A 12,219-nucleotide genomic window follows, 5' to 3' on the forward strand; every position below is an offset into this window, starting at 1 on the left:
AAATGAGCGAGCCCGTCATCATCGAGCGATACGCGGAAAACAGCGCTGTCCAGGTCATCCGCTTCAACCGGCCGGAGAAGAAGAACGCCTTCACGCGTGACATGTATCGCACGATGACGGATGCGCTGGATGCCGCAAACAGCGATGACGGCGTCAGGGTGACTGTGTTCTTCGGCACGGAAGGCTGTTTCTCCGCCGGAAACGACATCGGCGATTTCCTCGCTGCAGCCATGGGCGGCAGCATGGGGCAGGATCTGATCGATTTCCTATACGCACTCGCCAAAGCCGAAAAACCGCTCGTCTCGGGCGTCGATGGTCTTGCGATCGGTATCGGCACCACGCTCAACCTGCATTGCGACCTGACAATCGCTTCCGACCGCAGCCAGTTCCGCACGCCCTTCGTCGATCTGGCGCTCGTGCCGGAAGCGGGCTCCAGCCTGATCGTTCCGCGCATCATGGGGCAGCAGCGCGCCTTTGCGATGCTCGCTGCCGGCGAGGCTTTCTCGGCGGAAGACGCCAGGCTGGCCGGTCTCATCTGGAAAGTGACGACCGCGGAACAGGTAGAACACCAGACGCTTTCTGCCGCCGCGAAGCTGGCCGCCAAGCCTCCGGAAGCGCTGAAGATTGCCCGCGATCTTATTCGTGGCCCGCGTGAGGAGATTATTGCGCGGATTGACGAAGAGGCCCGTCATTTCGCAGCGCGGTTGAAAACGGCTGAGGCCCGCGCGGCTTTCGAGGCTTTCATGCGTCGCTGAGTACCCCTAAAAATCAGCTAATATTATCAGTTGTCAATTTAAAGCATCCCTTAAGCATAGAATAATTATTGAATAGAGGACGGATCCCCCCAACCGTCCGGGCGTGACGTGTTTCGTACGACCCTCTGTCCGAATTCACCCACGGCCATCGTCCGTTCGCAGCGCGCTTAACCCCCGCGCTGCGAAGCTTTTGGGCCGCCTGCATCCCGGCTGCACCTTTTCCAGGCTCAGAATAGTTAGGCGTTTGCCAAACTATTTATTGACTCCGATCCTGCCGTGCCTATAGTTAGGCGTATGCCTAACCAATCGCATGCACTTGATTTGATGTTTCAGGCTCTGGCGGACCCGGCCCGGCGCAGCATGGTCGATCGGCTCTGCAAAGGGCCAGCCTCTGTGAAAGAACTGGCTGAGCCGCTGCCCATGGCGCTGCCTTCCGTCCTCCAGCATCTGCAGATGCTGGAAGCGAGCGGCTTGGTGCGTTCGGAAAAGACCGGCCGTATTCGCACCTGCCGGATAGAGCCGCAGGCGCTGCGCTCCGCCGAAGACTGGATCAATGAGCGCCGCATCCTCTGGGAGCACCGTCTCGACAGGCTCGGTGCCTATCTCGAAGCCAATCCGGATATGCCGGAGAACCCTGGAAAGACCGAAAAGGAGTAAGACTATGCAGGAAGAGTACAGTACCCTCCATTCCACCTTCTCCATCGAACGCACATACGATGTGCCGGCCCCGCGTGTCTTCGCCGCCTGGTCCGATCCGAAGGCGCGCCTGCAGTGGGAGGCGATCGGCGAGGACTTCACAACCACCTATACCGAGAATGATTTCCGCGTCGGCGGCCGCGATATCAGCCGGTTCAATTTCGGCAAGAGTGACGAATATGTCGCCGACGCGCGCTACGAGGATATCGTCCGGGATCGCCGTATCGTCTATGCCTATACGATGTCGCACAACGAGCGACGCATCTCCTCGTCACTGACGACGATCAGCCTGACGCCGGTGCCGGAAGGCACGCATGTCATGGTAACGGAACAGATCACGATCCTCGACGGCGGCGACAAGGTCGAATATCGCCAAGCCGGCATCGCCGGACAGCTCGACCAGCTCGGCCGCTACCTCGCCGGCGAGAAGGTCGCCTGACCGCTTACTTTTCCAGCGTTGCCACCACCTCGACATGCGAGGTCCAGAGGAACTGGTCGATGGGCGTTACCGAGGTAATCCGGTAGCCGCCCTCGACGAGGATAGCGAGGTCGCGGGCAAGTGTCAGCGGATTGCAGCTGACGGCGACGATCTTCTTCACCGCCGAGCGGGCCAGTTCCTTGCACTGGAATTCGGCCCCCGCACGCGGCGGGTCGAAAACAACGGCGTCGTAGACCTTGAGCTCCGATGTCATCAACGGCCGGCGGAAGAGATCGCGCTTCTCGACTGTGACAGGCTTCAAGCCCTGCGTATTGCGCGCCGCGTGGTCGAGTGCGGCGATCGCCTTGGCGTCTCCTTCGACGGCATGCACGCGTCCGAGGCGGGCAAGCTGCAGCGAAAAGGTACCGGCGCCGGCAAAGAGATCCGCTATTCGCTTGGCTTTGCCGACATGGGCAAGCACGAGCTTCGCCATCGCTTCTTCGGCAGGCTTCGTCGCCTGCGTGAAACCGCCGGCCGGCGGCGAGACCTGCACGCCACCGAATTCGACGATCGGCTTGGATGGTTCGATGAGAATTTCGCCGTCGAGCGAAACGCGGGCGATGCCGCGAAGGCCGAGCACGACTTCGATCGCCTTGCGACGCTGTTGGTCGGAAAGCTTCTTCACGCCTTCGACCGCAAGATCGAGGCCGGAGAGCGTTTCCAGAACCGCGATGCGGAAGGCCTCTGCATTGGTCGCGATCGCCGCTCCGACTGCCCTGATCGCCGGCAGCCGGGAGATGATCCCGGCCGACGAGATGGGACATTCCTCGATGGCGACGATATGATGGCTTTCGGCCTGGTTGAAGCCGATGAGCATGTCCTTTTCGGTCTTGCGCGCCGCAAACACCACTCGCCGTCGCTCGCCGGGATGGGCGGCGACGACTTCGCCGACCTCGGGCGTCAGCCCCTTGGACTTCAGCGCGTCGACAACAAGCTGCCGCTTGAAGGCGCGGTAAGGCGCGTCGGCCATATGCTGGAGCGTGCAGCCGCCGCAGGTGCCGTTGATGCCGTCAGGCCCGAAATGCCGGCAAGGCGGCTCCTGCCTGTCGGCGGAGGCCGAGGCGATCGACATGACGGTGCCCTGGTTCTTGACGCGGGCGATCGCCACCGTCTCTCCGGGCAGTGTGAAGGGAACGTAGACAGGCCCGTCCTGGCTGGCGGCAATGCCGTCGCCCTGTGCTCCGAGCCTGTCGATGGTGATGGTTTCCGTGCTCACGCTTTCGTCCCTGCCAGTAGAAATTCCTGATTGCCGTCTCCGCCTGAAATCGGCGAGGGGATGAGCCCTAAACTCTTCCAGCCCATATCTTCAGTAAACCAGCGCTCCAGTTCTGCCGCCACGTCGGGGCCGGAGGCCGGATCCTTGAGCAGCCCGCCCTTTCCGATCGCCTCGCGCCCCGCCTCGAATTGCGGCTTGACGAGGATCGCGGCGATCGCATTCGTTTCGGCAATATCGAGAGCGGGAGCAAGCGCCAGCTTCAGCGAGATGAACGAGACGTCGGAGACGACGAAGTCCACCGCATGGTCGATGTCCTCAGCCGTCAGGTTGCGGGCATTGAGCCCCTCGATATTGGTCACGCGCGTATCGGTTGATATTCTCGGATGCATCTGCCCGTGGCCGACATCGATGGCCGTGACATGCACAGCCCCCCTTTCGAGCAGCACTTCCGTGAAGCCGCCGGTCGAAGCGCCGACATCGAGACAGTGCCGCCCTGCCGGGTCGAGCCCGAAATGGTCGAGCGCCGCAACGAGCTTCAATGCTGCACGCGAAACATAATCCTGCGCGGGGTCGTCGATCTCGATTGCCGCGTCAGGCCCGAAGATGGCGCCGGCCTTCGTCACCACCTTGCCGGCGACCTTGACGGTGCCGCGTGACACGGCGTCCCGTGCCCGTGAACGGCTCGCAAAAAGGCCGAGGGTGACGAGAAGCTGGTCGAGGCGTTGGCTGTTCTGATCGGACATTGGCTGTGAATGACCGGCAAAGCCTCGGGTTGCAAGCATTTTGTTGATATTGCCGATACGCGGGCACGGTCTCACATCGTCGGTCTGGAATAATTCGAAGCAACTTGTGCTGCGACGCACAAATTTAAACAATTTTAAATCCGGCCCGCCTAGGTTCACATTGATTGTAGCGGTTCGCCTTTGAATCGCTTGGTGCCATGAAGGCTCCCGCGTCCTCCCCGCCGATCATGTTCCTCATCAAGAAGTCTTGTGGCTGCGCATTTGCGTGGTCGCCCCTTGTCGCGCCTGATGTCGCCAGGAGAAATTGACCGATGTTCGCCCGAAACATATCCTTGAATGGTAAGCTTGCGGCCACTTTCGCAGCACTCATCCTTATTTTCGTTTCCGTTTCCGCTTTCGTGTATTCCAAGGCAACGACATCGGCGAGCGCTTCCGCCGAACAGGAAAAGTCCGAGCTTCTCGTCAACCAGATCGATGACGCGCTCCAGGCCATGCTGGAGCAGGCCGTCAACCTGCGCGGCTTCATCCTCTTCCGCAGCGACAGCACCTATGGCGATATTTTTGCCAACCGCGAGCGTATGCTGAAGGCGATTGCCGCAGCCAAACAGACCGCCGCTTCCCAGCCCGAACTGCTGTCGATGATCGACGACATGCAGAAGGCTGCCGACCTTTATTTCCATGAGCTTGCCGAGCCGCAGGCCAAGGCCCGCAAGGAAACCGAGACCCCGATCGCAGACGTCGTCAAGATCGGTGTCAACGCCACCAAGGGCCAGCTTGACGGCTTCCGCGCCGCTTCCGCCAAGATCAAGTCGCTCGCTCGTGACAAGTCGACGGCTCTCGCTGCCGCGCAAGCGGATGCCAACAGCGACCTCAAGACCACGCTTCTGGTTGGTGGCGTTGCCGCTGCCCTTGCCGCGGCTGCTCTTGCCTGGGCCTTGTCGCGAACCATCGTCCGCCCGATCGTCGGCATGACCGCTGCCATGGACCGTCTCGCCGGCGGCGACCACAATATCGAGGTTCCGGCAACCGGCCGTCAGGACGAAGTCGGCCGCATGGCCCAGTCCGTGCTGGTCTTCAAGGATGCCGCGATCGAAAAGCAGCAGCTTGCCGGCGAAACCGACCGCATGCGCGGAGAAGCCGAGCGTCAGCGCCAGGCCAGCGACGAGCAGAAGGCCCGTGAAGAGGGCGAGATCCGCTTCGCCATCGAAGCTCTGGCCGGCGGTCTTGCTGGCCTTGCCGTTGGCGATGTCGCAGCCCGCATCCACACGCCATTCGCGCCGCAATATGATAGCCTGCGCAACGACTTCAACAACGCCGTCGAAAAGCTGCAGGCTGCCTTGCAGTCCGTTGGCCGCAACGCTTCGGCGATCAATGCCGGCGCCGGTGAAATCCGCTCCGCCGCAGATGATCTCGCTCACCGCACCGAGCAGCAGGCCGCGGCCGTCGAAGAGACTGCGGCCGCCCTCGAAGAAGTCACGACCACGGTCCGCGACTCCGCCAAGCGCGCCGAGGATGTCGGCAATCTTGTCGAGCGCACCCGCCTCGGCGCGGAAAAGTCGGGCGAAGTCGTCCGCAAGGCCGTTTCGGCCATGCAGCAGATCGAAAAGTCCTCGGGCGAGATCTCCAACATCATCGGCGTCATCGACGACATTGCCTTCCAGACCAACCTTCTGGCTCTGAACGCCGGCGTCGAAGCGGCCCGCGCCGGTGAAGCCGGCAAGGGTTTTGCCGTCGTCGCCCAGGAAGTCCGCGAACTTGCCCAGCGGTCTGCAAACGCCGCCAAGGAAATCAAGGCGCTGATCAACACGTCAAGCGAACAGGTCAATTCCGGCGTCGGCCTCGTCGGCGAAACCGGCAAGGCGCTGGAAGCGATTGTCGCCGAGGTGCAGGAAATCAACCGTCATGTTGGCGCGATCGTCACGGCCACCCGCGAACAGTCGATCGGCCTGCAGGAGATCAATACCGCCGTCAACAACATGGACCAGGGCACCCAGCAGAACGCCGCCATGGTCGAAGAACAGACGGCGGCAAGCCACGCGCTTGCCCAGGAAGCCTCCGCCCTCGACGATCTGTTGCGCCAGTTCAAGCTCGGCGCGCAGGCTGCCGCTCCGGCTCAGCGGACGGTTGCCGCAACCGCCACGTCCCGCCCGGTCGCCTCTCCGGCCCGCGCGCTTGCCAGCAAGGTCACCAAGGCCTTCGGCGGCAAGCAGGCGACGGCTGCCGCCGTCGTCCAGGAAGACTGGACCGAGTTCTGAGAGCGACCTCTTCGGAAACGAAAAAGGGCGGCATTCAGTGCCGCCCTTTCCTTTTGCTTTATCTTTTTTGTTTTCACGCAATTCCGGACGCAAAACCGCTGCACACTTTTGCTGGAATTGCTTTAGCCGGCGGAAGCGCGCATCCGCTCGATATCGCGCCGCGGCGGAACATTGTGGATGCGCACATAGTCCCGGCTGAACTGCGAAGGGCTGTCATAGCCGACACGGAAACCTGCCTCGGCCGCAGTCAACCCTTCTGTCACCATCAGTCGCCGCGCCTCCTGCAGGCGAAGCTGGGTGCGGAATTGCAGCGGGCTCATCGCCATGACAGTCTTGATGTGTTCGTAGAAGGATGAGGCGCTCATGCCGGCGACCGAAGCCAGATGTTCGATGGCGAAAGGCTCGCTGAAATTCTTCCGCACGAAGTCGATCGCCCGACCGATCTGGTTGAGTCGGCTCTCGCCATTGGCGATCTGCCGCAGAAGCGCGCCCTGCGGTCCGCGGATGAGCCGGTAGAGGATTTCCTTTTCGATCAACGGCGCCAGAACCTCTGCATCATCGGGCGTGTCGAGCAGGCGTAGCAGCCGCACGGCTGCGTCGATGAGCTCAGGCGTCGTGGCGCTGACACCGGCGGCAGGGCTCTCCGATAAACGTCCCTGGACGGCAGGCAGCATCTCGGTAAGCAGGCCGCGATCGAGCTGCAGCCGCAAACACAGATAGGGCCGGTTGGCGCTTGCCTCGACGACGGCGCCGATCACAGGCAGATCGACGCCGACGACGAGATAGTGCGCCGCATCATAGACATGCGCGACATCGCCGATCACGGCACGCTTGCGCCCCTGGGCCACGATGCACAGGGAGGGTTCATAGAGTGTGTGGATCGGCTCCGTGCGAGCAGAGGATCGTATGATGCCGACCCTGGGCAGCATCGTGTCGAAGTTGCCATCTGCCGCGGTGTGGCGATCAATCAGGTCTGCAAGTTCGGCGATTTTTTCCATGAAGGCAGGATGAACCGCGCTGCGTCGAATGCCAAGTGTCTTCAACCGCTTTCGGAAGATCGTGCAAGAAATCCGGAAAAGTTTGCTACCGGCTGGCGCCCTGCAAGCCCAATCTCATGCGTATGGACCAGCGGCATCCGGCTGCGGTCCCGATTGAAGCATGAGGAAAGAACATGACTGGTATCAAAGGCAAGACCGTTCTGATTACTGGCGCCAGCAGCGGCATCGGCGCCGGCACCGCACGCGAACTGGGCGCGGCTGGCGCAAAGCTCATGATCGGCGCGCGCCGCACCAACCGGCTCGAGGAACTGGCAAAGGAAATCCGCAGTAGCGGCGGCACGGTGGAATTCCGCGCGCTCGACGTTACCGACCGGGCCGATGTCGAGGCCTTCGCTAGGGCAGCGGTGGATGCTTTCGGCAGCATCGACGTGCTCATCAACAATGCCGGTGTGATGCCGCTCTCGCTGATGTCCTCGCTCAAGGTCGAGGAATGGGATCGCATGGTCGACGTCAACATCAGGGGTGTTCTCTACGGCATTGCCGCCGTGCTGCCGATCATGAACGCGCAGGAGCGGGGGCAGATCATCAACATCTCCTCGATCGGAGGTCTATCGGTCGTGCCGACCGCGGCGGTCTATTGCGCGACGAAATATGCGGTGCGGGCGATTTCCGATGGGCTTCGCCAGGAAAACAAGAAGCTGCGCGTAACCTGCATCTATCCGGGCGTCGTCGAATCCGAGCTGGCGGAGACAATCACCGAACCCTTCTCGGCCGAGGCGATGGTCTCCTTCCGCGAGATCGCCCTGAAGCCCGACGCTATCGCGCGGGCAATCCGCTTCGCCATCGAGCAGCCCGAGGATGTCGATATCAACGACATTACCGTCCGCCCGACGGCCAGTATGGGCATGTGACCATGCGGATCCGCGAGGCTATTGCCGGGGCGGCTCTTTCGCTTGCCGCTCCATCTCCGGTCTTCTCAGAGGAAAGCAAAGTGCAGAACCATCCCTATCTCGGCATGTGGATCACAGGTGACGGCCATATCCGCCAGGAATTGCTGCCGAACGGCCGTTATGACGAGGCGCGGGGCACACGAACGAGCGCCTATCGGGGCCGCTATGAGGTGACCGGCGATCATATCGAATATTGGGACGATACCGGTTTTACCGCCGATGGCGATTTCATCGACGGCGTGCTGCATCACGGCGGAATGATCTTCTACCATGATGGCAAAAAGCAGGAATAAGAGAAGCGCGTCGGCGTGCTGCCTTAACCGGCCACGCCGACCGCAACACCGCGTCCGAGTGCATTGAACACCGTCGAGACGATGCCGGCGCGGTCGAGGCCGGCATGTGCGATCATCGCCTCCGGCTTTGCCTGCTCCATCCAGATATCGGGCATCACGAGCGAGCGAACCTTCAGGCCACGGTCGAGCAATCCGTCCATCGCCATGAACTGCATCACCTGGCTGCCGAAGCCGCCGACAGCGCCTTCTTCGACGGTGATCAGGATTTCGTGGTGGCGGGCAAGCTGGCGGATCAAGGCGTGGTCGAGCGGCTTTGCGAAACGCGCATCGGCAACCGTCGTCGAAAGACCAGCGGCATCGAGGTCTTCGGCCGCCAGCAGACAGTCGGCAAGCCGCGTACCGAAGGAAAGAAGCGCAACCTTCGTACCTTCCTTGACGATCCGGCCCTTACCGATTTCCAGGATCTGGCCGCGCTCGGGCATGTCGACGCCGACACCTTCACCGCGCGGATAGCGGAACGAGATCGGGCCGGCATCATAGGCAACGGCGGTGCGCACCATATGCTTCAGTTCCGCCTCGTCAGCGGCGGCCATGACGACGAAGCCGGGCAGGGTGGCGAGGAAGGCCGTGTCGAAGGAACCCGCATGCGTCGGTCCGTCGGCGCCGACGAAACCGGCGCGGTCGATCGGGAAGCGCACTGGCAGACCCTGGATCGCCACATCATGCACAACCTGGTCATAGGCGCGCTGCAGGAAGGTGGAGTAGAGCGCTGCAAACGGCTTGAAACCTTCGGCGGCAAGGCCGGCGGCGAAAGTCACGGCATGCTGCTCGGCAATGCCGACATCGAAGCAGCGGGACGGGAAAATCTCCGCAAACTTGTCGAGGCCCGTGCCGCTTGGCATGGCGGCGGTGATGCCGACGACGCGATCGTCGAGCGTAGCTTCCTGGACCAGCGTCTCGGCAAAGACATTCGTATAGCTCGGCGCATTCGGCTTTACCTTCGCCTGTGTGCCGGTGATGACATCGAACTTATTGACGCCGTGATACTTGTCGGCTGCAGCTTCCGCCGGGGCATAACCCTTGCCCTTCTGGGTCACGACATGGATCAGCACCGGGCCATTCGCATTGTCGCGGACATTGCGCAGGACGGGCAGAAGGTGATCGAAGGAGTGACCGTCGATCGGGCCGATATGATAGAAGCCCATCTCCTCGAACATCGTCCCGCCGGTCACGTAACCGCGGGCATGCTCGACGGCGCGGGTGATCGCCCGGTCGATATTCTTGCCGAGATAGGCCGTCAGTTTCTTGCCGAAATCGCGGAAGCCCATATAGGTGCGACCGGAAGCAAGGCGGGCGAGATAAGCGCTCATTGCGCCCGTTGGCGGGGCGATCGACATGTCGTTGTCGTTGAGAATGACGATCAGTCGCGCATCGAGCGCGCCGGCATTGTTGAGCGCCTCATAGGCCATGCCTGCCGAGAGCGCCCCGTCACCGATAACGGCAATCACACGGCGGTCCGTCTTGTCGATATCGGCGGCGACCGCCATGCCGAGGCCGGCGGAAATCGAAGTCGAGGAATGTGCGGCACCGAAGGGATCGTATTCGCTTTCTGCTCGGCGGGTGAAGCCGGACAGGCCGTTTTCCTGGCGCAGCGTCCGGATCCGGTCGCGGCGCCCCGTCAGGATCTTGTGTGGATAACACTGGTGGCCGACATCGAAGATCAGCCGGTCGTCAGGCGTATTGAAGACGTTGTGGATCGCGATCGTCAGCTCCACCACGCCAAGACCTGCGCCGAGATGCCCGCCGGTGCGGGAGACGGCGTCGATCATTTCGTCCCTGACTTCGCGTGCCAGCTGCGGCAGGTCGCGGTCCTCGAGCTTGCGCAGGTCGGCAGGATAGGTGACCTGATCGAGCAGCGGGGTCTTCGGGGATTGTGTCACGGGCGGGCGCTCTTCTTTGACTGATCGGCTTTGCTTTATTCGATTGAATTGCGGCAAAACAACTACATTTGCATAACCGCAAGATTTTCACCTTAGAGCACTTCAGCCCTCCGGCAAAGGCACGAATTCCTCTTCGTCGCCGGGGACGATATCGAAGCGGCCGGTGCGCCACTCCTCCTTGGCTTTCTCGATCCGCTCTTTCGAGGAAGATACGAAATTCCACCATATGTAGCGTTTCGAGTTGAGTGCAGCTCCTCCGAACAGCATCAGATGACAGCCCTCGACGCCCGCTTCGAGCGTGATCGCATCGCCTGGCCGGAAAACGAGAAGCTGGTCTGGGGCGAACCGGTCGCCGGCTATGACGACCTCGCCCGAGAGCACATAGACCGCGCGTTCTTCATGGGCGGCGCCGAAGGGAAATTTCGCGCCCGGCTGCAGGGCAATATCCGCATAGAGCGTATCGGTGAAAACCTTCACCGGCGAATTCAGCCCTTCGAACGAGCCGATGACGACACGGCCGGTCACCCCTCCATCGTCGATAACAGGCATGTCGCCCTTTTCGGTATGGGCAAAGGAAGGATTGATCTCCTCCTTGTCGTCGGGCAGCGCCAGCCATGTCTGCAGGCCGGACATGGAGAGCGGATGGCCGCGCAGATTGTCCGGCGTGCGCTCCGAATGCACGATGCCGCGCCCGGCCGTCATCAGGTTGATGTCGCCGGGCCGGATGACTTTTTCCGTTCCGAGGCTGTCGAGATGGCGGATTTCCCCGTCAAAGAGATAGGTGACGGTTGAGAGCCCGATATGCGGATGCGGCTTCACGTCCAGCGCCTCATCCGGCTTCAGGATCGCCGGTCCCATGCGATCGAAGAAAATGAATGGCCCGACAAGCCGGCGCTGGCGCGTCGGCAGGGCACGACGCACCTGGAAGCCACCGATATCGCTGGTGCGCGGGATGATCAGGTTTTCGATCGCATCGCAGGCGAAGGCATCGCCGGGGAGGGGATCTTTACCGGGGAAGAAGGACATGGCGCACTCCGATCACAAAGGCCTGGAGCCACAGATAGCGTCTGCCGGTCTGTGGCGAAAGGGTCAGTTTGTCAGATAACGGCGAAGCGCTCAGATCGCCGTGAAGCCATTGTCCACGAAAAGATGCGCCCCATTGACGAAGATCGATTCATCGCTGGCAAGATAGAGCGCCGCACGGGCGACATCCTCTGGTTCGCCGATCCGGCCCTGCTGCGCGGCAATCGCTGCGTCCGAAACATCGACGCCATGTGCCTGCAATTCCTTCACTTCGCGCAAGCCGTGCGGCGTGCGGATGAAGCCGGGGCAGACGGCATTGCAGCGGATGTTGCGGTCCCGGAATTCGACCGCGATGGCACGCGCAAACATATGCACCGCGCCTTTCGTCGTATCGTAGAGCACTTCCATCGGCGTGGCGGCAACCGCCGAGATCGATGACGTGCAGACGATCGATCCGCCGCCGGCTTCGATCATTTTGGGCAGTACGGCCTTGGTCATCAAAAACATCGAGCGCACGTTGACGGCGTGCAGCCAATCCCATTCCTGCAGCGTGGTTTCCAGGAACGGCTTGATGACGATCGTGCCGGCATGATTGAAAAGCACGGTCACCGGCCCGTAGCGTTCCTCGACGCCGGCGACCGCGGCATTGACGGCTGCCTCTTCGGAGACGTCGGCCGTCCAGTAATCGGCTTCGCCGCCCGCAGTGCGGATTTCATTGACGGTTTTCGCTGCCGCCTCGCCATTGCGATCGATGATGGCGACACGCGCGCCCTCAGCCGCAAAGAGCTTAGAGGCAGCGCCGCCCATGCCGGTCGCGCCACCCGAGATAATGGCGACCTTGCCCTTCAATCTGTCCGTCATCTTGCTGTTCC

Annotated in this window: 12 protein-coding genes; 6 read left to right on the forward strand and 6 right to left on the reverse strand. The window is 61.8% G+C overall.

The annotated features are described in order from the left end of the window. The first annotated feature begins 2 nt into the window (after window positions 1-2). From FHX06_RS21920 to FHX06_RS21930, 3 genes are all read left to right on the forward strand, one after another. The gene (locus tag FHX06_RS21920; protein WP_183880841.1) at window positions 3-755 is read left to right on the forward strand and encodes a crotonase/enoyl-CoA hydratase family protein; all 753 of its coding nucleotides are present in this window, start codon (window positions 3-5) and stop codon (window positions 753-755) included. Window positions 756-1,049: 294 nt separating this feature from the next. After that, window positions 1,050-1,412 carry an ArsR/SmtB family transcription factor gene (locus FHX06_RS21925; RefSeq protein WP_112542922.1) on the forward strand — a complete coding sequence of 121 codons (363 nt, stop codon included), beginning with the start codon at window positions 1,050-1,052 and terminating at the stop codon, window positions 1,410-1,412. A gap of 4 nt (window positions 1,413-1,416) precedes the next feature. Next, entirely contained in the window at window positions 1,417-1,890 is a 474-nt protein-coding gene (locus tag FHX06_RS21930) for an SRPBCC family protein (protein ID WP_162733302.1), read from the forward strand. A gap of 4 nt (window positions 1,891-1,894) precedes the next feature. On the opposite strand, the gene FHX06_RS21935 is transcribed toward FHX06_RS21930, so the two are convergent. Continuing rightward, a complete protein-coding gene (locus FHX06_RS21935) occupies window positions 1,895-3,145 on the reverse strand; it encodes a class I SAM-dependent RNA methyltransferase (protein ID WP_183880843.1) in 1,251 nt (416 codons plus the stop codon). Next, window positions 3,142-3,888 carry a TlyA family RNA methyltransferase gene (locus FHX06_RS21940; protein ID WP_112543123.1) on the reverse strand — a complete coding sequence of 249 codons (747 nt, stop codon included), beginning with the start codon at window positions 3,886-3,888 and terminating at the stop codon, window positions 3,142-3,144. The genes FHX06_RS21935 and FHX06_RS21940 overlap by 4 nt, the downstream gene beginning before the upstream one ends. A 311-nt stretch (window positions 3,889-4,199) precedes the next feature. On the opposite strand from FHX06_RS21940, the gene FHX06_RS21945 reads away from it, so the two are divergent. Continuing rightward, window positions 4,200-6,143 carry a methyl-accepting chemotaxis protein gene (locus tag FHX06_RS21945; RefSeq protein ID WP_183880845.1) on the forward strand — a complete coding sequence of 648 codons (1,944 nt, stop codon included), beginning with the start codon at window positions 4,200-4,202 and terminating at the stop codon, window positions 6,141-6,143. Window positions 6,144-6,265: 122 nt separating this feature from the next. Here FHX06_RS21945 and FHX06_RS21950 read toward each other — a convergent pair whose 3' ends face one another. Continuing rightward, a complete protein-coding gene (locus FHX06_RS21950) occupies window positions 6,266-7,186 on the reverse strand; it encodes an AraC family transcriptional regulator (protein ID WP_312866591.1) in 921 nt (306 codons plus the stop codon). A 128-nt stretch (window positions 7,187-7,314) separates the two neighbouring features. Here FHX06_RS21950 and FHX06_RS21955 point away from each other — a divergent pair, with 128 nt between their 5' ends. After that, entirely contained in the window at window positions 7,315-8,052 is a 738-nt protein-coding gene (locus FHX06_RS21955) for an SDR family oxidoreductase (RefSeq protein ID WP_183880847.1), read from the forward strand. 2 nt (window positions 8,053-8,054) lie between these two features. Continuing rightward, window positions 8,055-8,384, forward strand: a complete 330-nt coding sequence (locus FHX06_RS21960; RefSeq protein WP_183880849.1) for an Atu4866 domain-containing protein — start codon at window positions 8,055-8,057, stop codon at window positions 8,382-8,384. A gap of 23 nt (window positions 8,385-8,407) precedes the next feature. Here FHX06_RS21960 and dxs read toward each other — a convergent pair whose 3' ends face one another. The 3 genes from dxs to FHX06_RS21975 form a co-directional block, all read right to left on the reverse strand. Next, window positions 8,408-10,324, reverse strand: a complete 1,917-nt coding sequence (dxs, locus tag FHX06_RS21965; RefSeq protein WP_112971084.1) for a 1-deoxy-D-xylulose-5-phosphate synthase — start codon at window positions 10,322-10,324, stop codon at window positions 8,408-8,410. 102 nt (window positions 10,325-10,426) lie between these two features. Then, complete coding sequence (locus tag FHX06_RS21970; RefSeq protein ID WP_183880851.1) at window positions 10,427-11,350, reverse strand: pirin family protein; 924 nt, start codon at window positions 11,348-11,350, stop codon at window positions 10,427-10,429. 90 nt (window positions 11,351-11,440) lie between these two features. Beyond that, entirely contained in the window at window positions 11,441-12,208 is a 768-nt protein-coding gene (locus FHX06_RS21975; protein WP_112971082.1) for an SDR family NAD(P)-dependent oxidoreductase, read from the reverse strand. Window positions 12,209-12,219: the final 11 nt, after the last annotated feature.

The sequence above is a fragment of the Rhizobium sp. BK512 genome (assembly GCF_014194915.1).
Classification (GTDB): domain Bacteria; phylum Pseudomonadota; class Alphaproteobacteria; order Rhizobiales; family Rhizobiaceae; genus Rhizobium.